Origin of the sequence: Arthrobacter sp. H35-D1 (genome assembly GCF_030063185.1) — a bacterium.
GTDB lineage: Bacteria > Actinomycetota > Actinomycetes > Actinomycetales > Micrococcaceae > Specibacter.
On record NZ_JASISP010000012.1, the window covers coordinates 27832 to 50325 of the forward strand.

24 protein-coding genes and 1 pseudogene are annotated in these 22494 nt (G+C 62.6%); 15 read left to right on the forward strand and 10 right to left on the reverse strand.

All coding sequences use genetic code 11. The annotated features are described in order from the left end of the window. Nucleotides 1-73: 73 nt before the first annotated feature. From QMG25_RS12810 to QMG25_RS12825, 4 genes are all read right to left on the reverse strand, one after another. Nucleotides 74-916: an amino acid ABC transporter permease gene (locus QMG25_RS12810; RefSeq protein WP_283460774.1), complete on the reverse strand. Its 843-nt coding sequence runs from the start codon at nucleotides 914-916 to the stop codon at nucleotides 74-76. Next, nucleotides 913-1563 carry an amino acid ABC transporter permease gene (locus QMG25_RS12815; protein WP_283460776.1) on the reverse strand — a complete coding sequence of 217 codons (651 nt, stop codon included), beginning with the start codon at nucleotides 1561-1563 and terminating at the stop codon, nucleotides 913-915. The genes QMG25_RS12810 and QMG25_RS12815 overlap by 4 nt, the downstream gene beginning before the upstream one ends. Nucleotides 1564-1652: 89 nt before the next feature. Then, nucleotides 1653-2561, reverse strand: coding sequence for a glutamate ABC transporter substrate-binding protein (locus QMG25_RS12820; RefSeq protein ID WP_502866398.1), 909 nt, complete (start codon nucleotides 2559-2561; stop codon nucleotides 1653-1655). Between the two features lie 79 nt (nucleotides 2562-2640). After that, nucleotides 2641-3396, reverse strand: a complete 756-nt coding sequence (locus QMG25_RS12825; protein ID WP_283460778.1) for an amino acid ABC transporter ATP-binding protein — start codon at nucleotides 3394-3396, stop codon at nucleotides 2641-2643. A gap of 121 nt (nucleotides 3397-3517) precedes the next feature. Here QMG25_RS12825 and QMG25_RS12830 point away from each other — a divergent pair, with 121 nt between their 5' ends. The 5 genes from QMG25_RS12830 to QMG25_RS12850 all read left to right on the forward strand — a co-directional run bounded on the left by QMG25_RS12830 (nucleotide 3518) and on the right by QMG25_RS12850 (nucleotide 6908). Then, a complete protein-coding gene (locus QMG25_RS12830; RefSeq protein ID WP_283460780.1) occupies nucleotides 3518-4294 on the forward strand; it encodes an LOG family protein in 777 nt (258 codons plus the stop codon). 71 nt (nucleotides 4295-4365) lie between these two features. Then, nucleotides 4366-4743, forward strand: coding sequence for a DivIVA domain-containing protein (locus QMG25_RS12835; protein WP_283460783.1), 378 nt, complete (start codon nucleotides 4366-4368; stop codon nucleotides 4741-4743). A gap of 6 nt (nucleotides 4744-4749) precedes the next feature. Further along, a complete protein-coding gene (locus QMG25_RS12840) occupies nucleotides 4750-5346 on the forward strand; it encodes a DNA-3-methyladenine glycosylase I (protein ID WP_283460785.1) in 597 nt (198 codons plus the stop codon). After that, nucleotides 5343-6596 carry a putative hexosyltransferase gene (locus tag QMG25_RS12845; protein ID WP_283460787.1) on the forward strand — a complete coding sequence of 418 codons (1254 nt, stop codon included), beginning with the start codon at nucleotides 5343-5345 and terminating at the stop codon, nucleotides 6594-6596. Before QMG25_RS12840 ends, QMG25_RS12845 begins: the two co-directional genes overlap by 4 nt. 144 nt (nucleotides 6597-6740) lie before the next feature. Continuing rightward, nucleotides 6741-6908: a DUF3117 domain-containing protein gene (locus QMG25_RS12850; RefSeq protein ID WP_283460789.1), complete on the forward strand. Its 168-nt coding sequence runs from the start codon at nucleotides 6741-6743 to the stop codon at nucleotides 6906-6908. A gap of 121 nt (nucleotides 6909-7029) precedes the next feature. Here the strand turns inward: QMG25_RS12850 and QMG25_RS12855 are convergent, their stop codons facing one another. After that, nucleotides 7030-7671, reverse strand: a complete 642-nt coding sequence (locus tag QMG25_RS12855; protein ID WP_283460791.1) for an O-methyltransferase — start codon at nucleotides 7669-7671, stop codon at nucleotides 7030-7032. Nucleotides 7672-7859: 188 nt separating this feature from the next. Here QMG25_RS12855 and sigE point away from each other — a divergent pair, with 188 nt between their 5' ends. Both sigE and QMG25_RS12865 read left to right on the forward strand, forming a co-directional pair. Next, nucleotides 7860-8504: an RNA polymerase sigma factor SigE gene (sigE, locus tag QMG25_RS12860; protein ID WP_283460793.1), complete on the forward strand. Its 645-nt coding sequence runs from the start codon at nucleotides 7860-7862 to the stop codon at nucleotides 8502-8504. Nucleotides 8505-8614: 110 nt separating this feature from the next. Beyond that, on the forward strand, nucleotides 8615-9031 hold the full coding sequence (locus QMG25_RS12865) for a twin-arginine translocase TatA/TatE family subunit (RefSeq protein ID WP_283460795.1): 417 nt from the start codon (nucleotides 8615-8617) through the stop codon (nucleotides 9029-9031). Nucleotides 9032-9205: 174 nt separating this feature from the next. Here the strand turns inward: QMG25_RS12865 and QMG25_RS12870 are convergent, their stop codons facing one another. The 3 genes from QMG25_RS12870 to QMG25_RS12880 are packed head-to-tail and all read right to left on the reverse strand — an operon-like array spanning nucleotide 9206 to nucleotide 12276. Next, complete coding sequence (locus tag QMG25_RS12870; protein WP_283460797.1) at nucleotides 9206-10357, reverse strand: P-loop NTPase; 1152 nt, start codon at nucleotides 10355-10357, stop codon at nucleotides 9206-9208. Between the two features lie 10 nt (nucleotides 10358-10367). Continuing rightward, nucleotides 10368-11000 (reverse strand): DUF1003 domain-containing protein, encoded by a 633-nt coding sequence (locus QMG25_RS12875; protein WP_283460800.1) that lies wholly within the window; start codon nucleotides 10998-11000, stop codon nucleotides 10368-10370. Then, complete coding sequence (locus QMG25_RS12880; RefSeq protein ID WP_283460802.1) at nucleotides 10993-12276, reverse strand: magnesium transporter MgtE N-terminal domain-containing protein; 1284 nt, start codon at nucleotides 12274-12276, stop codon at nucleotides 10993-10995. The genes QMG25_RS12875 and QMG25_RS12880 overlap by 8 nt, the downstream gene beginning before the upstream one ends. Before the next feature lie 178 nt (nucleotides 12277-12454). Between QMG25_RS12880 and QMG25_RS12885 the strand changes: the two genes are divergently transcribed. From QMG25_RS12885 to QMG25_RS12895, 3 genes are all read left to right on the forward strand, one after another. Beyond that, nucleotides 12455-13330, forward strand: a complete 876-nt coding sequence (locus tag QMG25_RS12885; RefSeq protein WP_283460804.1) for a YflT domain-containing protein — start codon at nucleotides 12455-12457, stop codon at nucleotides 13328-13330. A 661-nt stretch (nucleotides 13331-13991) separates the two neighbouring features. Continuing rightward, entirely contained in the window at nucleotides 13992-15329 is a 1338-nt protein-coding gene (locus QMG25_RS12890) for an IS30 family transposase (protein WP_502866403.1), read from the forward strand. Between the two features lie 188 nt (nucleotides 15330-15517). Then, nucleotides 15518-15652 (forward strand): hypothetical protein, encoded by a 135-nt coding sequence (locus tag QMG25_RS12895; RefSeq protein WP_283460805.1) that lies wholly within the window; start codon nucleotides 15518-15520, stop codon nucleotides 15650-15652. A gap of 227 nt (nucleotides 15653-15879) precedes the next feature. Here the strand turns inward: QMG25_RS12895 and QMG25_RS12900 are convergent, their stop codons facing one another. Further along, nucleotides 15880-17454: an aminopeptidase P family protein gene (locus QMG25_RS12900; RefSeq protein WP_283460807.1), complete on the reverse strand. Its 1575-nt coding sequence runs from the start codon at nucleotides 17452-17454 to the stop codon at nucleotides 15880-15882. Nucleotides 17455-17585: 131 nt separating this feature from the next. Between QMG25_RS12900 and QMG25_RS12905 the strand changes: the two genes are divergently transcribed. From QMG25_RS12905 to QMG25_RS12915, 5 genes and pseudogenes are all read left to right on the forward strand, one after another. Then, the gene (locus QMG25_RS12905) at nucleotides 17586-18434 is read left to right on the forward strand and encodes a PHP domain-containing protein (RefSeq protein WP_283460809.1); all 849 of its coding nucleotides are present in this window, start codon (nucleotides 17586-17588) and stop codon (nucleotides 18432-18434) included. Nucleotides 18435-18894: 460 nt separating this feature from the next. Continuing rightward, complete coding sequence (locus QMG25_RS20540; protein ID WP_502866399.1) at nucleotides 18895-19107, forward strand: hypothetical protein; 213 nt, start codon at nucleotides 18895-18897, stop codon at nucleotides 19105-19107. Between the two features lie 90 nt (nucleotides 19108-19197). Beyond that, nucleotides 19198-19449, forward strand: a pseudogene (locus tag QMG25_RS20545) (sodium:solute symporter family transporter); the annotation flags it as partial. A 223-nt stretch (nucleotides 19450-19672) separates the two neighbouring features. Continuing rightward, the gene (locus QMG25_RS20550; protein WP_502866405.1) at nucleotides 19673-20104 is read left to right on the forward strand and encodes a hypothetical protein; all 432 of its coding nucleotides are present in this window, start codon (nucleotides 19673-19675) and stop codon (nucleotides 20102-20104) included. Nucleotides 20105-20198: 94 nt separating this feature from the next. Further along, nucleotides 20199-20330 carry a putative transporter small subunit gene (locus QMG25_RS12915; RefSeq protein WP_283460812.1) on the forward strand — a complete coding sequence of 44 codons (132 nt, stop codon included), beginning with the start codon at nucleotides 20199-20201 and terminating at the stop codon, nucleotides 20328-20330. Between the two features lie 252 nt (nucleotides 20331-20582). On the opposite strand, the gene QMG25_RS12920 is transcribed toward QMG25_RS12915, so the two are convergent. Continuing rightward, a complete protein-coding gene (locus QMG25_RS12920) occupies nucleotides 20583-22211 on the reverse strand; it encodes a DEAD/DEAH box helicase (protein ID WP_502866404.1) in 1629 nt (542 codons plus the stop codon). Nucleotides 22212-22494: the final 283 nt, after the last annotated feature.

Consider the following 22494-nt stretch of genomic DNA (forward strand, 5'->3'; position numbering starts at 1 on the left):
TGAAGGCTTCCACGACAAGGGCCGGCGTCGTTCTTGAAAGAACGACGCCGGCCCTTGGCTGTGTTGGTTCGGGTCAGCCAGCCATGCCGACCCTGGTCTTGACGACCTTGACGCGGGAGGACATCTTGGATTCCGCCAGCTTGGCAATGCCCGAGAGGATCAAGCACAGGCCCACGTAAATCACGGCGGCGACCATCAGTGCCGGGACCACGGGGGAGCCGTAACCACCCTGCGAGCCGAGGAAGTCGGCGTAGTACAGGATTTCATGGTAAGTGATGAGGAAGCCCAGCGCGGTGTCCTTCAAGATGACCACGAGCTGGGAGATGATGACAGGCAGCATGGCGCGCACGGCCTGCGGGAGCAGGATCATGCGCAGCACCTGGCCCTTGGTCAACCCAACGGCATACCCGGCCTCGCGTTGTCCCTTCGGCAGTGATTCAATGCCCGCGCGGAACACCTCGGCCAGCACTGAGCCGTTGTAGAGGATCAAGCCGACCACGACGGCGAGGAAGGGCGTAATGCCCGGGACGCCTGCGGACGGGAGGCCGTAATAGACAATCATCATCAGGACCAGCAGCGGCACTGCACGGAACAACTCGGTAAACCAGTAGCAGGGAATGTTCAGCCACTTGGAATCGGACAGCCGGCCGAACGCCAGCAGGATTCCCAACAACAAACTTCCGACGGCGCCAACCGCAAAGGCCTTCAGCGTTGCACCGATGACCTCCAGAAAGGTTTGCTGGACGAGGGGGAACGTGAAGATCTGCCACTTTTCGGCGGTGAACTGCCCCGACTGATAGAAGCGGAACATGATGAAGCCGATGATGCCGAGCACCACGATGGCAGTGGCGACGTTCAGGTAAACGTTGCGTGTGCGGGCTTTGGGTCCGGGGACGTCAAAAAGTACTGAGCTCATCGTGCCACCCTCCACTTCTTTTCAAGGTAGCGTTGCAGCGGCGTCATGATCCCCAGCACCACAACCACAAAGATCAGGGCAACCCACAACAGCCCCGGCAACATGGGCTCGCCGCGTTCGCTGAGGTAGGCGCGGATGGCACCGGCTTCCAAGACGGAGAACCCCGCGGCAACCGTGGTGTTCTTCAACAGGGCGATGAAAACGCTGAACAGCGGCGGCACCACAGAACGAAAGGCCTGCGGCAGCACAACCAGCGACAGGGTTTTCATGAAGGGAAGCCCGATTGCCCGGGCAGCCTCGGACTGTCCGACGGACACGGTGTTGATGCCGGAGCGGATTGCTTCGCAGACATACGTTGCCGTGTACAGCGAAAGCCCGACTATGGCGGCATTCATGAAACTGACCGAAGGCAGTCCCAACCGGGGATAACCCAAGGCAAAGAAGGCCAGGATCAGCGTCAGCGGGGTGTTGCGGACGGCGTTGACGTAGAACGTTCCCGCCGCCCGCATGGCTGGTGCCGGCGAGACCCGCATGCCCGCAACGATCGTCCCCAAGATCAGGGCAAAGAACCCGGAAATGATGAAGAGGATTCCGGTGTTCTTGAAGCCGGTAAGGAACAGCTCGCTGTTGTCAGTAATTATATTCACAGGGCCGTGTCGCTTTCAGTGAATTCGAGAGGACTAAGTGGTGGTGTCGCCGCGACCGGGGCCGGGGCAACACCACCACTTTGGGAGGGTTAGTACTGGTCAACCTTCGGCTGTTCAACCTTCGTGCCGGACTTGCCCAGCGTGGAGTCGTAGATCTTTGTCCACGTGGCGTTGCCGTCGGTCAGGGTTTCGTTCAAGAAGGTGCGCAGTGCGGTATCGCCCTTGGGCAGGCCGATTCCGTACTTCTCCACTGTGAACGGTTCGCCGACAACTTTCAGGTTGTCCGGGTCCTGTGAGGCAAAGCCCAAGAGGATGGCCTGGTCGGTGGTGACAGCGTCAACGCTGCCACTCTTGAGTGCATCCACGCACTTGGAGTAAATGTCGAACTCAACCGGGGTGGCCTTCGGGAAGTTTTCGCGAATGTTCTGGATGGGCGTTGAGCCGGTCGCTGAACAAACCTTCTTGCCGGCCAGGTCCTTTTCGCTCTTGATGGTCTCGTTGGACTTCTGCACCAACAAGCCCTGACCCGTGATGAAGTAGGGTCCGGCAAAGTCAACGAGCTTCTTGCGCTTGTCGGTGATGGAGTAGGTGCCCACGTAGAGGTCCACATCTCCGTTTGCGAGGGCCGTTTCACGGTTCGCCGACGGGATGGCCTTGAATTCAATCTTGTCCTTGGCCACACCCAGCTTGGCAGCCATCCACGTGGCAATCTCGATGTCAAAACCGCTGCGCTCACCCGTTGCGGCGTCCAGGTAACCCAGACCGGGCTGGTCTTCCTTGACCCCGATGCGAATGGCGCCGGAGGACTTGATCTTGTCAAAGGTGGGGCTGCCCGTCAGGGCAACATCCTTGGCTACCTCGAAGGGGGCGTCGCCGCCGTTGCCGCCGTCGCTTGAGCCTCCGCCTGCCGTGTCGCCGCCGCAACCTGTCATGGCCAGTGCTGCTGCCGTCAGGACAGCCGCAACTCCGAGGCCTGTCCTTCCAAGAAATTTCTTCACGTGTATTCCCTTTCATAAACGGCCGCCATGGCCGGTGAAATTACCGGCTGAAACAGCCGGAAAACTAAAATATGGAGTGTCAGTTGGTCAGGATCTTGGACAAAAAGTCCTTGGCCCTGGCGGTTTGCGGATTGGTGAAGAACGCGGTGGGCGTGGCCTCTTCGACAATCTGCCCGTCGGCCATGAAAATGACCCTGTCGGCAGCCTTGCGGGCAAACCCCATCTCGTGGGTGACCACCACCATGGTCATGCCTTCCTTGGCCAATTCGACCATGACGTCGAGGACTTCATTGATCATTTCGGGGTCAAGGGCACTGGTGGGCTCGTCAAAAAGCATGACCTTTGGCTTCATCGCCAAGGCCCGTGCAATGGCCACACGCTGCTGCTGCCCGCCGGAAAGCTGGGCCGGCAGTTTCGCGGACTGGTGGGCAATACCGACTCGGTCCAGCAGACTCAGCGCGAGCTTCTCGGCGTCGGACTTGCTCATGCCCTTGACCTTGATGGGTCCCAACGTGACGTTTTCCAGAATTGTCTTGTGCGCAAACAAGTTGAACGACTGGAAGACCATGCCGACGTCGGCACGCAAGTTCGCCAGTTCACGGCCTTCCTTGGGCAGTTCCTTGCCCTCGATGGTGACGGAACCCGTATCAATGGTTTCCAACCTGTTGATGGCGCGGCAAAGGGTCGACTTGCCGGAACCCGAAGGACCAATGACAACCAAAACCTCGCCCTTGGCAACCCGCAAGTTAATGTCATTGAGCACGTGCAGGGGGCCGTAGTGCTTGTTAACAGCCTTTAGCTCCACGAGTGCAGTAGCGTGTGCGGAATTCGTCATGGAATTAACCTATCCACTTTCTCGAGGGGTGGAAGAGCTTTTGCCGCCCCCGACACGGATCGTAACGCTAACGAAACAATGTGAGCGAAAGCACTGCGCCTTTTCACGTAGCCTTGGGGGCATGAGTGCACCCACAGGATCCAGCAGCCCCGTACGCCCGCAGCTTCGACGGTTCGGCATCTGGCGCAAGAACGGCAAAGGCGACGACACTGCCGACGCCAGGCTTTTGGAGACTCCGCCCAGCAGCGATTTCACCCACACCGACCCGTGGCGGGTCATGCGCATCCAGAGTGAGTTTGTCCAGGGCTTTGACGCACTGGCTGAAATTGGTCCGGCCATCAGTGTGTTCGGCTCGGCCCGGACCAAACGGGACTCGCCTTTCTACACGGCAGGGGTGGAAGTGGGCAGGCGTCTGGTGGAGGCCGGTGTCGCCGTCATTACCGGCGGCGGGCCCGGATCCATGGAGGCCGCCAACAAGGGTGCCTCGGAAGCCGGCGGCTTGTCCATCGGTCTGGGCATTGAACTTCCCTTTGAAGAAGGCATGAACGAATGGGTCGGCCTGGGCGTCGACTTCCGCTACTTCTTCGCCCGCAAGACCATGTTCGTCAAGTACGCCCAAGGGTTCGTGGTGCTGCCCGGTGGCCTGGGCACCCTGGATGAACTCTTTGAAGCCATGGTCCTTGTTCAAACCAGCAAGGTCAGCCAATTCCCGATCGTGCTGGTGGACAAGGAATTCTGGGGTCCGCTGCTGGACTGGATCCGCGACGTCATGGTGGCCCGAGGGCTAGTCTCGGCAGCAGACATGGACATCATCACGCTCGTGGACACGGCCGAGGAAGCTGTGGAAGTGGTCATGGCAGGCAAGGCCGGCACGAAGGTTGCCGACCGCCGCAGCTAGATATTGAGCCAAGCCTTGATACGGTCCCGCGACATACCGCAGTATGCCCGCGCATCTGGCACCATGGTCTAGTGACTTACTTCTTGATCTTTGTGGCCGTGGCCGTGGCTGTGGCTGCAGCGGCCGCCCTGTACGTGGTGGGGTTAAACAGGGGCGAACCCGATGCCCCGGTGTACGCCGATGCGTTGGCCGCGCCGGTGGCGAATCTGCCGCCCGTCCTGCTGCCAGGCAAGCCCGAGCCCGCGGATGTGGACAAACTGCGGTTCTCCCTTGGACTGCGCGGCTACCGCATGGATCAAGTCGACGAGGCCCTTGACCTGCTCCGCGACGAGCTGACCGCCAAAAACGAGCGCATCCGCCAGCTGGAAGCCGGCAGTGCCGCTTGGCCTGCAGGCGAGGAAGGCCTTGCACCCGGCGAAGACACGGCAGGCACCAGCCTCAACGGCTGACCCGGCATGGATGGCGTGGCAGGAAGCGATGGACGGATCCGCTGTGCCTGGACAGGGATAGAGCGCGATGCGCAATACCAGCGCTATCACGATCTCGAATGGGGCAGGCCGGTCACAGGGGAGAGCGGACTGTTTGAACGCTTGAGCCTGGAAGCGTTCCAATCAGGGCTGAGCTGGATCACCATCCTGCGCAAGCGCGAGTCCTTCAGGGCGTCCTTTGCCCAATTCGATCCGGCAACTGTGGCCGCCTATGGCCCGGACGACGTCGAACGACTCATGGCGGACGCCTCCATTGTGCGCAACCGCCTGAAGATCAATGCCACGATTGGCAATGCCAAGGCGCTTCTCGCCCTGCCCTCCGGAACCACGCTGGGGTCCCTGATCGCCGCCCATGTCCCGGCAGTCCGCCCGGTGGGAGCACCCATTCCGACACAAACGCCGGAATCGCAGCAGCTCGCGAAAGTCCTCAAGAAGCATGGCTTTTCGTTTGTGGGTCCAACCACCGCCTACGCCATGATGCAGGCCATAGGCGTCGTCAACGACCATCAGCCGGACTGCTGGCTCGCCGCTGATGCAGACCCTGCAGGCACGACGCAGCCATGAGCGAGCCGAAAACGGGCGCTTTGGTGCAGGCTCCGGCACCCACTGTCAACGATGCGCTCTATGTCATGGTGCGCAGGCTCCTGGCGCCGTTGCGGCGTGCGCCTTGGTGGCTGAAAGTCACACTGCTGTATGCCGCCGCCAGGCTTGTCTCCTACGCCATTTTGCTCGGGGCGGCCTGGCACGCCGATGAGTCGCCCTGGGGTGGTCGGCAGCCCGACTACTTGACGTTCATCGACCGCTGGGACGCCGGCTGGTATGAACGGATCTACGACGGCGGTTATCCCACCACCATTCCGCGCAATGCCGACGGCACCGCCCAGCCCAACCAATGGGCCTTTTACCCGGTCTTCCCGCTCTTGGCGCGCGGGCTCAGCGCTGTGATGGGATGGAGCTGGCCTGCCGCCGGCGCCATCGTGGCAACAGCGGCCGGGTTGGCCGCTGTGCTGGTGATTTACCGGCTCTTTAGGCATGTGGCCCCACCCTCCACCGCCTTGTGGGGCGTTGCCTTCTTCGCCATGTTCCCACTCTCCCCGGTCCTGCAGGTGCCTTATGCGGAATCGTTGGGGATCTTCTTTTTGGCGGCCGCCCTGCACCTGCTGATCAAGGGCAACTATTGGGCCGCCATGCCCATGGTGGTGCTGCTGTGCCTGACACGTCCGGCAGGTGCGCCGTTTGCCGCCGTCGTTCTAGGGCATCTAGTGCTGCGCTGGTGGCACCGCAGGGACAAACCCTTTCCGCGCCGGGACCTGGCCGCCGGCACCGTGCTGCTGGTTCTCAGCACTGTCATGGCGTTTGCCTGGATGCTGACTGCTTGGTGGGTGACGGGGGAGCGCACGGCGTACACGGACACGGAGACCGCGTGGCGCGGATCGTCCCTGGTGCTCTTCAAACCGTGGTTTGATGCCGGTGTTGAACTGGTGGGGCCGTTCTGGGGGCCTGTGCTGCCGCTGCTTTTTGTGGCGTTGGCAGCGCTTTACTTGAATTCCCGGGCCGTGCGCCGCATTGGGCCTGAACTGCGCATTTGGTGCGCCATGTACCTGTTGTATTTGCTGGCCGTGCTGCATCCGCAGTCGAGCACGTTCCGCCTGCTGCTGCCGTTGTTCCCGCTGGCGCTGGCGGCCGCCTTCATCTCCGGCTCCCGAGCCTACCGGTGGAGCGTGCTGGTGCTGTTTGGCACGCTGCAAATCGTGTGGGTGGTGTGGTTGTGGCAATTTTCAGCCATCAGCACCGGTCAGGCCTGGCCGCCGTAAGTGCATTGACTGTGTCAGGGTGGGCGCGCCGATTAGCGCGCGGGCACCCAGTACGGAATAATGGGTTGTGAGCAATACAACAGAAAGCCCTGCTGGGGAAAACCCAGGCGGGGCGGGTGTGCACTACGAAAAGGGGAACTCCTGATGGCGGCCATGAAACCTAGAACCGGCGACGGTCCAATGGAAGTGACTAAAGAAGGTCGGAGCTTGATTCTGCGTCTGCCGCTGGAAGGCGGCGGAAGGCTCGTGGTTGAGATGAATGCCGACGAGGCCGTCAGCCTCAAGGAGTGCCTGGTGGGGGCTACGAAGTAGGGTCCAGCACCAAGAAGATGCAAAAGAGTGGAGGGGCAGCAGATGCTGCCCCTCCACTCTTTTGTGCTCATCATTCGTCAGGCCGACTGATCCTCGACATCATGCGGCAGGCATCACGCAGTTACGGGTGCTGGCTCTTGACGGCCAGCAGCAGGCCGTCGCCGGTGGGCAGCATGGTGCTGATCAGGGCTTCATTGTCGCGAATGAGCTTGCCCACGCGGCGCAGCACCACGGTGCTGGTCTCACGGATGGCAGGATCGGAGACCCTGTCCTTGTCCAGGGCGTCATTGATGATCAGCAATCCGCCGGGCTTCAACAGGCGGACGGCTTGTTCGACGTACTCGGGGAAGCTGGGTTTGTCGGCGTCGATGAACACCAGGTCGTACGCGCTGTCGGTCAGTCGCGGCAAGACGTCCTGCCCGCGGCCGGAAATGGTGCGAGTGCGGTTGGCAGGCGAGCCGGATTCAGCAAACGCCTCGCGGGCAGCCTTGAGATGGTCCACATCGGGGTCAATGGTGGTCAACACTGCCCGCGGCCCCAGTCCGCGCAGCAGCGAAACACCGGAGACGCCGGCGCCGGTGCCAACTTCCACGGCCGTTTGTGCCTTCGATGTTGCTGCCAGTACGGTCAATGTGGCCGCCACGCCCGGGCTCACGGCAAACAGGCCTAGCTCGTGCGAACGTTCCCGGGCACGTCGCAGGACAATGTCTTCCACGGGAAGTCCCTCTGCGTAGGACCAGCTGGTGGATTTATCGGCGCTCATGGGCAGTGTTTCCTAAACTGTTGCGGTGGCTAGCTCTAGCCTACTGCCTGCGCCCTCGGCGTACTGGCCGGAACTGTTCAGCTAAATGCCAGCTATGTTTGACAGGATATTGGAACTAAAGGGAATTCTCCCTTGGCTTGGCTTTCCCGCAGCGGGATGAGCAGACGCCACTGAAGCGAGGTGCAGCGATGGGTTCAACCGTTACCCCCGTGATTCTTCCTGCGAAGGCAGCCGGAGGCGAGCTGGCGGCGCCCGAGTGGGTTGCGCCGTCGTGGGACGAGGTGGTTGAAAACCACTCCGCGAAAGTATTCCGGCTTGCCTACCGCCTGACAGGGAACAAGTTCGACGCCGAAGACCTCACCCAAGAGGTTTTTGTGCGCGTGTTCAAATCCTTGGCAAATTTCAAGCCCGGCACCCTCGACGGCTGGCTGCACCGCATCACCACGAACCTGTTCCTTGACCAGGCCCGCCGCAAACAGCGGATTCGCTTTGACACCCTGTCCGAGGATGCTGCCGCCCGCCTTCCCGGCAATGATCCGGGCCCCGAGCGGACCTTTGAATTCAACAACCTCGACAATGACATTGCGGCAGCGTTGGAGGCCTTGCCGCCGGACTTTCGGGCCGCCGTCGTGCTTTGTGACATGGAAGGCCTCTCCTACGACGAGGTGGCGCATGCGCTGGGAATCAAGCTCGGCACGGTGCGTTCGCGCATCCACCGGGGCCGGGCCATGTTGCGTGAATCATTGGCCGACAGGGCGCCCGGACGTGGAAGCGACGCCCGCCCTGCGCGCAAGCCGTTGTTGTCGCTGCCGCGGATGGGCACCGCGCGCTAGACTCTTTGCGGCAGCTGCCAACCGGCCGGATGCAAACAACCATCACACAACGTTCGAGCATTACTGCTGGGAATCGTTGCTTTGAGTCTTGAGAGGGTAATCTTCCTAACGTGTTTGGTATCAATACCCCTGAGCTGATCCTGATTGTCGTTTTGGCAGTCCTGGTGATTGGACCCTCCCGGCTTCCCGGCTACCTGGAGAAGCTGAAGAACCTCATTCGCGAGGTACGCAAGATGGCTTCCGGCGCGCGCGAAACCATTCGGGATGAGGCCGGGGTGGACATTGACGACATTGACTGGAAGAAGCTTGACCCGCGCCAGTACGACCCCCGCCGCATTATTCGCGAGGCTTTGCTTGACGACGACGATGCGGCAGCGCTGAACTCGATGAAGATGGCACCGGGTGCCGCCATTGCCTCCATGATGGGCAAGGACGACGCCAAGAGCACAGCCGCAGTTGCCGACGAGCCGGAGATTGTCCGCCTTGCCGAAGGTGAGCGCGCCCCGTACGACGTCGAAGCGACGTAAACACTCCTCTTCACGCAGCCTGGTGGCACGAAACCGCGCTCCAGCCGCATGCCCGCGTCTGGCCCGCAAAACCGCCGCCGGGCAACCGCTGTCTCGCGGTCGTGGCGCGGGTTCGCGGCTGAGGCGCACTTTCGAAGCCGTCGGCCAGCGCCGAAAGTGCTGGAGCGTTGGTGCTTAACGCCCCGAATCTGCAGGAGCGTTGGTGGGAGTGACGCCCAGGTTCAGCCCGGACAGCCCGCGCGGGCGCACGGCCAGCTGGTCCGCAATGGCCAGCAGCGCCGCCGCGGCCGGCGATTGCGCATCCGAAAGGACAATGGGCTGCCCGGCGTCGCCGCCTTCGCGCAGTGCAACCTCGAGCGGGATTTTCCCCAGCAGCTCCACAGTCGCATTGACAGTCTGGGACAGCCGCTTGGAAAGCACTTCGCCGCCCCCTGCGCCAAACACCTCCATGGTGGTTCCGTCGGGCAGGGTCAAAAATGACATGTTTTCAATGACGCCGGCAATCTTTTGCCCCGTCTGGACTGCGATGGCGCCGGCACGCTCGGCCACATCGGCTGCGGCCGCCTGCGGTGTGGTCACCACCAGCAGCTCCGCCCGGGGCAGCAGCTGCGCCACTGAAATCGCCACATCCCCGGTGCCCGGGGGCAGGTCGAGCAGCAGAATGTCCAAATCACCAAAGTACACGTCCGTCAAGAACTGCTCCAGCGCCCTGTGCAGCATGGGCCCGCGCCAGGCGACAGGTTGGTTGCCGGCGACAAACATTCCGATTGAAATGACCTTCACACCATGGGCCACCGGCGGCAGGATCATTTCATCCATCCGTGTCGGAGCCTGGGTGATGCCCATCAGCCCGGGTACCGAGAAGCCGTACACATCGGCGTCGACAATGCCCACGCGCAGGCCCTTCGCCGCCAGTGCGCAGGCAAGGTTCACGGTGACTGAGGACTTTCCCACGCCGCCCTTGCCGCTGGCCACGGCGTAAATGCGGGTCAGGGAGCCCTCGGCGTTGAAAGGGATCCCGCGCTCGGGGGCGTCGCCCTTGAGGCGCTCCTTCAGTTCGGCACGCTGTTCGGCAGTCATGACGGTCAGCTCCACGTCGACGTCAGTGACGCCGTCGAGCTTGCCCAAGGCTGCGTTGACATCCGCCGTGATGGTTTCGCGCAGTGGGCAGCCGGCCACCGTGAGACGGACGACGGCGCGTACCCGGCCGCCGTCGAACGCCTCCACCGACTCGACCATGCCCAGATCCGTGATGGGGCGGCGCAGCTCGGGGTCAATGACCGTGGCCAGTGCGGCAAGCAGGGCGGAGTGTGACGGGGCATTCATGGAGCAGGCCTTAGGGGTTGGTGGGGCGTTTGGGGCTGACGGTCTTGATGCCGGTGGTGGCTGGATTGCGGGCGGGAGAGCGGGTTTCCTTCAGGATATCCCCACCGTCTGCCTGCATACCGTCCGCGTCCGCATTGTCCTGAAGTGCGGCGTCTTGCAGGTCGCTCAATTCCTCCAGGAGGCTGCGCAGTTCAGAGCGGACAAAGTCGCGTGTGGCCACTTCACGCAAGGAAATACGCAGCGCCGCAATTTCGCGGGTGAGGTACTCGGTGTCGGCCAAGTTACGCTCATTGCGGGAACGGTCCTGCTCAATCTGCACCCTGTCACGGTCGTCCTGGCGGTTCTGGGCGAGCAGGATCAACGGTGCGGCGTAGGAGGCCTGGGTGGAGAAGAACAGGTTGAGTAAAATAAACGGGTAGGGGTCCCAGTGCAGGCCGAACAGGCCGATGGCATTGACGGAGACCCACACGATGACAAAAATCGTCATGTAGAGCAGGAAGTTCGCGGTGCCCATGTAGCGGGCGAAGCGTTCGGCGAAGCGGCCAAATAGATCCGGATCGCTTGTCATGCTGGGCAGGAGGCGGGACTTCAGTTCCTTCGGCGTGTCCAGGCCGCCGCCTTTTGTATGGTGCCGCTCAGCCAATGCGTCCTCCTAATTTCCGAAACGGTGCGCCGTCCTCATGGTTGCGCCAGTCATCAGGCAGTAGATGGTCCAATAAGTCATCCACGGTGACCGCGCCAACAAGTCGGTTCTCCTTGTTGAGCACCGGAAGCGAGTTGAGGTTGTAGGACGCCATGATGTGGCTGACCACCGCGATGTCGTCCTGGTCCGAGACAGGCTTGAGGTCCTTGTCCACAATGGTGCCCAGCTGTTCAGGCGGTGCGCTGCGCAGCAGTTGCTGGATGTGGACCACGCCCAGGAAGCGGCCCGTGGGTGTTTCCAACGGCGGCCGGCAAATGAAAATGGCCGAGGCCAGGGCGGGGGAGAGGTCTTCGCTGCGAACGTGCGCCAAGGCTTCCGCGACGGTGGCTTCCGGTGGCAGGATGACAGGGACGGGGGTCATGAGCGCGCCGGCTGTTCCTTCGGCATATTGGAGCAGGCGCCGCACGTCCTTGGCTTCCTCCGGTTCCATGAGCCGCAGAAGCTGTTCGGCCTTGGCCTTGGGCAGATCGGCCAGGAGGTCGGCGGCGTCGTCCGGGTCCATTTCCTCCAGCACGTCGGCTGCGCGCTCGTTGTCCAGGGCGGACAGCAGCGCGACCTGGTCGTCCTCGGGGAGCTCTGACATGACATCGGCCAGACGCTCATCCCGCAATTCCCCGGCCACCTCCACCCGGCGTTTGTCGCTCATGTCCTGCAGGGCGTCGGCAAAGTCGGCTGGTTTGAGGTCTTCGTGGTTGGCGACGAAGAAGGTTGCGCTTTGCGGTTGGGTGGCGTCCTCGGTGCGGGCTTCGGACCAGTCGATCAGGACAGTGTGCCCCCGGCGCAGGCCGCGCAGGCGGGAGGTGGAGGCGCCCCGGCGCACAAAGAGCTTGGTGACTAGCCAGTCGCCGTTGCGCTGCTGGTCCATGGCGATGTCTTCAATGACGGCCACTCCGCCGCCGTCCACGAGCGTCACCTTGCGGTCAAAGATGCCGCCCACCACGAGTTGTTCGCCGCCGCGCTGTTCGAAACGGCGCAGGTTGACCAATCCGGTGCAGATGATTTGCCACTGGTCCATGGAAGTTAGTCTCGTCATCGGCACAAAGACGCGCTTCTTGCCGGGAACTTCCACCACGATGCCCACCGCATGGGGTGCGGTGTTGGATCCGCGGCCCAGCACGACGACGTCGCGCAGTTTGCCAAGCCGGTCTCCGAGGGGGTCAAAGACGTCAAGGCCCAGAAGCCGGGCGACAAAGATACGCGTTGGTTGTGTGCTCACAGGTACAGGCTACTTCCCCGTTCCTGCAAAGACCCAACCTTTGGCTCAACCTTTGATCAGGCGAGAAAGTCCATGGCGCTGCTCCGGTTTGGAGAACGGAGGCGGCTGTCATGGCGTTTTCATTTCACTGCCAGCGATACTCCAGCAAACGTGCAGCATCATGATGGACAATGGAAGCATGGCAAACCTCTTTGGACGCACCAAACCCTTGGACGAGGCCCGCATTGTTCCCACGGGCGAAACAATCGGTTCCTACACTTCCTACTTGGATGCGCAAAAGGCAGTTGACTACTTGGCGGATGAGAAGTTTCCCGTCCGGCACGTTTCCATTGTGGGCAACGACCTGAAAATTGTGGAGCGTGTGACAGGGAAGCTCAGCTACCCCCGCGTGGCCCTCACCGGCGCCATGACAGGTGCCTGGTTTGGCTTGTTCATCGGCGTGATGCTCTCCTTCTTTGACTCCGCCAGCAATGCCGGGGCTCCGTACGTCAACGTTTTCACGGCTGTCCTTTTGGGCGCCGCACTGTGGATGCTGTTCGCGATCATCGGCTATGCAGCCCAGCGAGGCAAGCGCGACTTCACCTCCACCAACCAGGTTCTAGCCACCAGCTACGACGTGATTGTCACCGCGGACGTGGCCATGGACGCACGCCGCCTGTTGGCCCAGCTCCCCATGAATTCCAATGCTCCCCGGCCGGTGCAGGGTTACCAGGGGCAGGGGCAGAATCAAGGCCAGGGCTACCGCCCGCCGGCGCAGCCGCCAGCTTCATCAGGGTCCGCACCGGCAAGGCCCGAAGGCTGGCATGACCCCTACGCTCCGGCGCAGCCGGCAGCAGCCGAGCCTTCCGGCCAAGGCGAAACCGCCCAAGGCGATGGCAGCGGACAGAACCCCGCCCAAACAAACACCCGACGCGGCCAGTTCCATGATTTGCCCGACGGTCGCCCGCAATACGGCATTCGCGTGGAGCAGCCGGAGCAGCCGGAGCGCGACCCGAACGCCCCGCGGGACCCCAACGCACCCGCTGACAGCCACGATGGCGGGTCCGGCCACTGATTCTCCGGCCACCAGCTCCCTGACTGGCCGCAAACTGAATGACAACAACCCGCAGCCGGCGAGTTCTAGCGGTCGTTGCAACACCCCCTGAAAAATGGGAGTTGCACCACCTATGGATTCACCATCGATTGATAATGCTTTCTTAACGAAAAAGTCGTCTTCGGATAAAAACGCTGATCCGACTGCCAAACCGCCGGGCAAGCGTGCTTACCGGCGTTATTCGGCAGCTGATCGGGCGGAGTTCTTTGCCGTGTTCGAGCGTTTGGGAAGCATCCCTGCGGCCGCTCGGGAGCTGGGATTCAACCCGGTCACTTGTCGTTCTTGGGCGGGGCCTTCCGACCGGGTTTCTGGCCAGAAATACTCACAGGCCCAGAAGGACGAGTTCTTCGTTATCCTCGACCGGGTCGGGAGCGTGAGTGCCGTTGCGAAGATGCTGGGCATCAACGTACAAACATGCTTTCGCTGGGCCTACAAGGCCGGCGCCGTGACCCGCACGCCGCGTGTGAACCCGGTGGTGGCCGAGCCTTCTGCCACTGCGGAGCAGAGGGGGGAGTTCTTTGACGTGCTCGCTCGTGTGGGCAGCGTCAGCGTGGCCGCCCGGGAGCTTGGCCTGCCCAGGCCTCGGTGTGTGAACTGGGCCCGCAAAGCCGGAATTGGGTCAATCCACCCAGGGGTGGCCAAACGTGCCGAATACTTCCGACTGCGTGAGGCAGGCGTCGGCCGGAAGGAGGCCGCCGCGGTTGCTGGGGCAAGCCGGAAAAGCGGTTATCTGTGGGAAAACGAACGGGATCGGGCCAAGGGCCGCGCCGTGAGCGCCGAGTCCCTGGATGTGCCGTATAAACGGGAGGTGAGTACTACTTTTTCTGAACCAACGGTATCCGATACGGCACCGGCAGCCCCTACGGTCCTGGCCCCGCTGGTGGTGCCCGAGGCGGCAGTGGCGGCGCTGCAGGCGATGGCGGCATCCGAGCCGGCTGCGGTGACGCTGGAAGCCCTGGAACAGGCCGTCAGCGCCCGTTATTTGTCCCTGCCGGAGCGGGAGAGGATCGCTGATCTGCTCACCCGAGAGGAATCGCTGCGGGCCATCGCCCGGGCTCTGGGCCGGTCCCCGGGGTCGATCAGTCGGGAAATCAAGCGCAACAGCCACCCCGTGCTCGGATACCAGCCCTACGGCGCCCACCGCACCGCCACTGCGGCCCGGGCACGGCCCAAAGCCAGTAAACTGGCTACACTTGGGGCGCTGCGCGATTACGTGAAAGACAAGCTGCGCATACGCTGGCCACCGGAACAGATTTCCAAGGTGCTGATCAAGGACTTTCCTCATGACGAGCAGATGCGTGTGAGCCACGAAACGATCTACCAATCCCTGTATTTCCAGGCCCGCGGAGGGCTCAAACGCGAGGTCAAGGAAGCGTTGCGCACCGGGCGGACCCGCAGCAAGAAACACAAGAGTCCAGAGGAGCGCACCAGCCGTTTCAGGGACCCGATGATCAACATTTCCGAACGCCCACCCGAGGTCGAAGACCGTGCGATCCCTGGCCACTGGGAGGGCGACCTCATCACCGGCACCAGCAACCAGTCGGCGATTGCAACCCTGGTTGAGCGCACCACCCGCTACGTCATTCTCGTGCACCTGCCCGTGGACCACAGCGCCGAGTCCGTCCGGGACGGACTCATCAAAACCATGAGCACTCTGCCTGCGCATCTGCGTGGATCGTTGACGTGGGACCAAGACGTAGAAATGGCCAAGCACAAAGCCCTTAGCATTGCTACAGACATGGACGTCTACTTCTGCGACCCGCACAGCCCGTGGCAACGCGGCACCAACGAAAACACCAACGGACTCCTACGTCAATACTTCCCCAAAGGAACCGACCTGACCGTCTACAGTCCCGAAGACCTCGAGCACGTCGCCCAAGAACTCAACGCACGCCCACGCAAAACACTCAACTGGAATACACCAGCGGAGTCGCTTCGTGATTTACTGATAGCCAGCTAACCTCGGGTGTTGCATCGACCCCTAGAATTCGCCGCCTGCGGGTTGTTGTATTTAAGTCGCTCTCCCGCCGTGTCGGGTGATCCGTTCTGCAGCTGATGTGGGTGGGGCGGGGTCTCATTCGCTCATATTGCAGCTGATGTGGGTTGGATCGCGAAGGACCCGCAGGAGCTGCAGTATCAACTGCACGAATGGCGAATGACCCGCAGGAGCTGCTGAATGATGGTGGTCACCCGCAGGAGCTGCCGGATGGATGGCCGGGCTGGGCCGGTGAGTTGATGCGGCTGGATCTCTTCGCCGGGCTGGGGGTCTTGATCAGTGCCTAGAAGGCCAAGAATGGGGTCTGGGTTTCAGGACCGCGTGCAGGAAAAGCCAGCCGCTGGGCATACGCGCTCATGGCTATCTAAGCCGTTTGCCTTGTGGCCAGGGCGTGCGGCAGGGAACAAACACAAGGGGCGACGTCGGCACCCAAGCCCGGGTGTCGACGTCGCCCCTTGTTGCAAGCGCACTGCCGCACGTGCGCACTGCCGCACGTGCGCTTGGTGCTGGTGCATCAGCCGAGCAGGTTCGCCATCCACGCTTCGACGGCGTCGGGCTCGCGGGGCAGTGCCGCGCTGAGGTTGACGGGGCCGTTGGCGGTGATGAGGATGTCGTCCTCGATCCGCACGCCATGGCCGCGGTACTCGGCCGGGATGGCCAGGTCCTCGTCCTTGAAGTACAGGCCCGGTTCGATGGTGAAGACCATGCCCTCGGTGATGGTGCCATCAATGTAGAGGTTGGCGCGGGCCTGGGCGCAGTCGTGCACGTCAAGGCCCAAGTGGTGGCTGGTGCCGTGCGGCATCCAGCGGCGGTGCTGCTGGCCCTCGGGGGAGAGGGCCACTTCGGGGGTGACCGGCAGCATGCCCCAGTCGGAGAGGTGTTCGGCCAAAACCTTCATGGCGGCCTCGTGCACTTCGCGGAACTTGCGCCCCGGCTGCGACACGGCGAAGGCGGCGTCGGCAGCGTCCAGAACGGCCTGGTAGATCTTGCGCTGGACCGCGGAGTACTTGCCGTTGACGGGCAGTGTGCGGGTGACGTCCGCGGTGTACAGGGTGTCGGCCTCGACGCCGGCGTCGACCAGCAGCAGCTTGCCGGAATCAACCGTGCCGGTGTTGCGGTTCCAGTGCAGGACGGTGGCGTTGTTCCCGCCGGCGGCAATGGTGTCGTAGCCGAGTTCGTTGCCTTCTTCGCGGGCGCGGGCGAAGAATGCACCCTCCACAACCCGCTCGCCGCGCTTGTGGGCAACCGCGCGGGGGAGGGCCTTCACAATGTCCTCGAAGCCGGCGATCGTGGCGGCCACGGACACCTTCATCTGCTCAATTTCCCACTCGTCCTTGATCAGGCGAAGCGCGGAAAGCGCCTCGGCCAGCTGGGCATCGAGGTCGTCCAGGACGGAGAAGTCCATGGCGTCGGGGTCCTTGGCCGTGTTGTAGCGTGCCGTGTCCACGAGTGCGTCGATGTTCTCGTCGACCTTGCGCACCAGGCGGATGGACGTGCCACCCACGCTTGTCTCGCCCACGTTCTTGGTGACGGCCACTTCAAGCTCGGTGATATCGGCGGTGGGCAGGCCGAGGAGGGCCTGGAACTCGGGCAGGGTGGGCCGGCGGCCAATCCAAAACTCGCCGCTGCGGGCATCGGCGTAAAACGCCTTCGTGTCCTTGCCCGCCATGGGACGGAAGTACAAGGTGGCGCGGTGATGGCCGCCGTCGTCCCCAACTCCCTCGGCCACGGGGTCCAGCACCAGCACGGCGTCGGGCTCGTGGTCCACGCCCAGGCCCGTCAGGTGCGCGAAGGCGGAGTGCGGGCGGAAGCGGTAGTCGCAGTCGTTGGAGCGCACTTTCAGCGGCCCGGCGGGGATCACGAGGCGCTCACTCTTGAACTGTTCGGAAATGGCACGACGGCGGCGCGCTGCGTGGTCCGCAACGTCCGCCCGGTCCGGCAGCTGCGTGGAGGCCGGGGCCCACTGGGATGCCATGAAGGTGCGGAAGGCGTCCGAGTCGGGGCGGTGTGAGCGGTTGTTCACCCGCTCCTCGAGAGGCTGCTCGCTTGAGTGGTCGAGGTTCGCGGAGGTTGGCTCAGTTTGGTTCATCCAACAAGTCTCCCACCGCTGGCGAAAAGGGACAAAGACGGCCACCTCACCTGTACCGAGCTTGTGCCGAGTTTGTGCGAAGTTTGTGGCGGCTACGCCGTGTGGGGTCGGCGGGGACGTACGCTTGGAGCGTGAGGATCGATCTGCATGCGCATTCCAATGTGTCCGACGGAACACAAACGCCCGCCGAGCTGGTGGCCGCGGCTGCACAGGCTCGCCTTGATGTCATGGCACTGACCGACCATGATTCCACGGCTGGCTGGGCCGAAGCGCTGGCTGCTGCCCGAGTTCACGGCACGGGGCTGATCCCCGGCATGGAAATATCCTGCAAGACGGACCACGGTGTCAGTGTCCACCTCCTCTGCTACCTGCAGAACCCCCAACATCCGGGCCTGCTCGAAGAGATCACCAAGGCCAGAACCGCCCGCCTGAGCCGGGCCGAACGCATGGTGGAACTCCTCTCCGAGGACTACCCGTTGAGCTGGGCGGACGTCAGCGCCCAAGTGACACCCGGCGCCACCATTGGCCGACCGCACATTGCAGACGCCCTGGTTGCGGCAGGCATTGTGCCCGACCGAACCGAGGCTTTTGCCAGCATCCTGACATCGCGTTCGCGCTACTTTGTCAGCCACTATGCTGCGGACCCGGTGCAGGCCGTTGAACTGGTGCGCGCCGCCGGGGGTGTTCCCGTTTTTGCGCACCCCGTGGCTGCGGCGCGGGGACGGGTGGCGCCGCCGGAAGTCTTCCATGACATGATCGACGCCGGTCTGCTGGGCTTGGAGGTCGAGCACCGGGACAATCCTGCCGAAGGCCGCAGTTGGCTGCGGAAACTGGCCCGGGAACGCGGGCTTTTCATCACGGGTTCCTCCGACTACCATGGGGCGGGAAAGCCCAATCTGCTGGGTGAAAACTTGACTGAACCAGCCGTCCTGGAACGTATTTTGGAGTACGGAACGGGCGCTGATCCGTTCCTGACATAGCTGCTGCACCTTCTGCGATGGTGGCATCATCGTTATCGTTACTGGCGCGTAACAACCAAGTGCCAGTACAGGTCGCTGCTACTGGGGGAGCCGGTGAATCGTTCGCGGGAGCAACAATGTTTGCCTCCCGAACTGTAGTTTTCCCGTTGCCGGCTGAACGTCAGCGGTTGAATTTCCGGTAGTGATTGAGCGTCTTGAAAGCGCTCCACTTTGGGCCGCCAGCGCAGAAAATTCTGCTTGCCATGGCGGCTGGTCCCGGGCGGGAATGTGCGCCTGATGAATCCTCGCCGGATTGCTTCAAGCACGCGTTTTATAGGTGGCGCACTCCAACAGTGGCGGAATACCGGTGAGTTCCGTCCCAGCGAGAGGACATGCATGGTGCCGGATGGCGCAGAGCTTTACCAACCGGGGGTGGATGGTCATTGGACTTTTAGTGTTGTTTTACGGCTGCACACTGCTGATGACATTTTTTATTGGTCGCAAGAATGAAAACGCCGACGGTTACATGACCGCGGGCAACAAGGTTGGATTTGGGATCTCCGCCGGAAGCATGACGGCAACGTGGATCTGGGCGTCGTCGATGTATGCCTCGGCCACGTCGGGATATACGTATGGCATTTCCGGGCCCATCCACTACGGCTTGTGGGGCGCGCTGATGATTTTGTTCATCTAGCCCTTTGGTAAAGGGATCCGCGCGGCTGCGCCCAAGGCCCACACCCTGGCAGAGGTCATGTACGCCCGGCACGGGAAGTCGAGCCAGTTGATGCTTGCAGGCTCCAACATTGTTGGTTCCATGGTCAGCATCACCTCCAACTTCATTGCCGGCGGAGCCTTGATATCTCTGCTGTCGCCGTTTAGCTTCACCCAGGGCATCCTTTTCATTGGCGGCGGCATTTTGCCGTACTCGCTGTGGTCCGGCTTCCGGGCTTTGGTGCTGACCGATGCGGCGCAGGTCTTCGCGATGCTGGGCGCCGTGGTGATCATTGTTCCGGTGGTGTTCTTTGCTGCTGGCGGCACCGACATGTTTGTCTCAGGTGCAGCCACTCTGACCCCGCAACAGTCCAACTTCTTCTCCTTCGAGGCTTTCCTGAACCAGGGCGCCCCCTACATCGCGGCAGTGCCGGCCTACGTCACTGCAACGGTGGGCTACGGCGCCACCACCATCGGCATTGGCCTGCTGGGCGTCATGGCCCCGTATGCAGGCGTTGTCCTCCACGGCGGACTCGGATCCTTCTGCCATGTCCTCCATTGTGATGGCCGACATCCATGGCCAGAACATCGCCAAGACGGGCGAGGCAAACCCCAAGACCATGCTGTTCATTGGCCGCATCACCATGATTGTTGCCACCGGTGCGGGGCTGTACTTTGCCAGTGGGCAGCTGAACATCCTGGACCTGCTGGTGTTTGTCGGTGCCCTGTGGGGAGCACTCGTCTTCCCTGTCATTGCCAGCTTCTACTGGCAAAAGGTCACGAACAAGGCCTTTACCGTCTCGGTGCTTGTGGCCCTGGCCGTCTTCATTCCCGTGCGGTTCGAATGGATCCCGTTGGGCGGGGTCGCCGGAATCGCGGTGGATGTGCTTTCCGTTGTTGGCATCGGCGTGGTCCTTGGCCTATGCCGTCAGCACCCTGGTGTGCTACTTCATGTGCTTCCGAAACAAGGCAACCTTTGACACCATCAAGGAGCGCATTGGCGACTTCGACAAGCGAGACGATGCCGACGACGACGCTCCCGGCAACCTCCTTGAAAAGAAAGCGTAGGAACCCATGAGTGTATTCTTTTTGACCCTGTATGTGCTGATGTGGCCTGTCATTGTTGCCGGCGTGCTCCACGTTCCGGGCAGGGCCTTCATCAAGGAGATCCTTGAAGCCCGGCGCGAGGGACGTCCCTTGATCTAGCCGGCTGCCCACTGACGAGAACGGTGGTAAAAAACACCGTTCACGCCGACGACGGGGCCGCCCTGCCACCTGGCCGAAAAGATGCGCCGTCGTGGCAGCTTGGCCCCGTCATCGGCACACAGGTCCGCGATGGCGCAGAAAAGCCCCGTTCTCACAGCCGCGAAAGCGGTGGGAACGGGGCTTTTCCGTCTATCGGTGGTTGAGCGTGCCGGAACCGGGATCTCGACCAGCTCGATCAGCGGCGTGCGGGGGTTACTCTGCGCTGTCCTGCTGGGCAACGACCTCGCCGTTGCGGCGGCGGGTGCGGCTGCGGCGCGGACGCGTGGCATTGGTCTCGGCAGGGGCGCCGCTCTCAGCCTGTGCGGCACCGTCGTTGGATGGACGACGGCGGTTCCGCCCGGCGTCGTTCTTCTCACCGGCAGCGGGAGCTTCGCGGCGCTTGTCACCGGCAGCAGGTGCTTCACGACGCTTCTCACCATGGTGGGCGCCGGAACGGTTGCCGCCGCGGTTCCCGCCCCGATTCCCTCCCCGGGGAGCCTCCGCCTTGGGGGAGTTGCGCTTGCCGGTCTCGCCGAGATCCTCAAGCGTCTCGGCGTCAATGCCGGCGTGCGTGCGCTTGTTGCGCGGCAGGCGGCCCTTGGTGCCTTCGGGGATGTCAAGGTCGGTGTAGAGGTGCGGCGAGGAGGAGTACGTCTCAACGGGCTCCGGGACGCTCAGGCCCAGGGCCTTGTTGATCAGGGCCCAGCGCGGCATGTCGTCCCAGTCGACGAACGTCACGGCCGTGCCCTTGTTGCCTGCGCGGCCGGTGCGGCCCACGCGGTGCAGGTAAATTTTCTCGTCTTCCACGCACTGGTAGTTGACCACGTGTGTGACGTCATCCACGTCGATGCCGCGGGCTGCGACGTCGGTGGCCACCAGTACGTCCACCTTGTTGTTGCGGAAAGCGCGCAGGGCCTGCTCGCGGGCGCCCTGGCCCAGATCGCCGTGGATGGCGGCTGCGGCGAACCCGCGGTCCACCAATTCCTCGGAAACCTTGGCGGCGGTGCGCTTGGTCTTCGTGAAAATGATGCTGCGGCCGCGGCCCTTGGCCTGCAGGATCCGGGCCAGGACCTCGATCTTGTCAAGGTTGTGGGCGCGGTAGATCAGCTGGCGGATGTCGCGCTTGGTCAGGCCCTCGTCGTCGGGATCGGCGGCACGAATATGCGTGGGCTGGGTCATGTAGCGGCGGGCCATGGCAACAACCGGCCCGGGCATGGTGGCCGAGAACAGCATGGTCTGGCGGACGGCCGGGGTGCCGGCGATCAGCGTCTCCACGTCGGGCAGGAAGCCCAGATCGAGCATTTCGTCGGCCTCGTCGAGGATCACGATGCGCACGTGCTTCACGTTCAGGTGGCGCTGCTTGAGCAGGTCGATCAAGCGGCCCGGTGTGCCGACGACCAGTTCAACACCCTTTTGCAGGGATTCGATCTGGGGTTCGTAGGCGCGGCCGCCGTAAATGGTGGCGATGCGGATGCCGCGGTGCTTGGAGGCCGTGGTGAGGTCGCCGGCCACCTGCACGGCAAGTTCACGCGTGGGCACAATGATCATGGCCTGGGGTGCGCCCGGGGCTGCCAGCTTCTCGAAGCCTTCGTCCTTGGGGCTGACGATCCTGTTCAGGGCGGGGATGCCGAAGCCCAGCGTCTTGCCCGTTCCCGTCTTGGCCTGGCCAATGATGTCGTGCCCTGTCAGTGCGATGGGCAGTGTCATGGCCTGGATGGGGAAGGGGTGGAGGATGCCGGCCTCTGTCAGTGAGGACACGATCTCGTGGTGCACGCCGAAGCTGGCGAACGTTTCCTTCTCCTCCTGGCGGGGAGGTTCAGTGCTGCTCAGCGAACCGTCAATTTCAACGTTCTCGTTGCTGTCTTCTGCCTGCAGGAGGGAATCTGCTTCAATGCTCAAGTGCTTACCGTTCAATTCGTCTATACAAGGTGCCTCCTGCCTGGGCTCAACGCGGGCGCAATAATGGGCCTCACGGAACCGGGGACGGCGGCACAAACTGAGGGAAGCCGATCGCGGGCTAACAAAAACGTGCCCTCCCGCCGCCGGAAAGGCGGGTGGGGGAGGAGCTGAAAAGACGCGCGCAGGGGCGGGTTTGTTGAATTAAAAACTATCAATCAACGACCGG

Coding starts and splice junctions, on each gene's coding strand:
- QMG25_RS12810 (WP_283460774.1), bottom strand. CDS start 916: ATGAGCTCAGTACTTTTTGACGTCCCCGGACCCAAAGCCCGCACACGC.
- QMG25_RS12825 (WP_283460778.1), bottom strand. CDS start 3,396: ATGACGAATTCCGCACACGCTACTGCACTCGTGGAGCTAAAGGCTGTT.
- QMG25_RS12830 (WP_283460780.1), top strand. CDS start 3,518: ATGAGTGCACCCACAGGATCCAGCAGCCCCGTACGCCCGCAGCTTCGA.
- QMG25_RS12840 (WP_283460785.1), top strand. CDS start 4,750: ATGGATGGCGTGGCAGGAAGCGATGGACGGATCCGCTGTGCCTGGACA.
- QMG25_RS12845 (WP_283460787.1), top strand. CDS start 5,343: ATGAGCGAGCCGAAAACGGGCGCTTTGGTGCAGGCTCCGGCACCCACT.
- QMG25_RS12850 (WP_283460789.1), top strand. CDS start 6,741: ATGGCGGCCATGAAACCTAGAACCGGCGACGGTCCAATGGAAGTGACT.
- QMG25_RS12855 (WP_283460791.1), bottom strand. CDS start 7,671: ATGAGCGCCGATAAATCCACCAGCTGGTCCTACGCAGAGGGACTTCCC.
- sigE (WP_283460793.1), top strand. CDS start 7,860: ATGGGTTCAACCGTTACCCCCGTGATTCTTCCTGCGAAGGCAGCCGGA.
- QMG25_RS12870 (WP_283460797.1), bottom strand. CDS start 10,357: ATGAATGCCCCGTCACACTCCGCCCTGCTTGCCGCACTGGCCACGGTC.
- QMG25_RS12885 (WP_283460804.1), top strand. CDS start 12,455: ATGGCAAACCTCTTTGGACGCACCAAACCCTTGGACGAGGCCCGCATT.
- QMG25_RS12895 (WP_283460805.1), top strand. CDS start 15,518: ATGGCGAATGACCCGCAGGAGCTGCTGAATGATGGTGGTCACCCGCAG.
- QMG25_RS12900 (WP_283460807.1), bottom strand. CDS start 17,454: ATGAACCAAACTGAGCCAACCTCCGCGAACCTCGACCACTCAAGCGAG.
- QMG25_RS20540 (WP_502866399.1), top strand. CDS start 18,895: ATGACATTTTTTATTGGTCGCAAGAATGAAAACGCCGACGGTTACATG.
- QMG25_RS20550 (WP_502866405.1), top strand. CDS start 19,673: ATGTCCTCCATTGTGATGGCCGACATCCATGGCCAGAACATCGCCAAG.
- QMG25_RS12915 (WP_283460812.1), top strand. CDS start 20,199: ATGAGTGTATTCTTTTTGACCCTGTATGTGCTGATGTGGCCTGTCATT.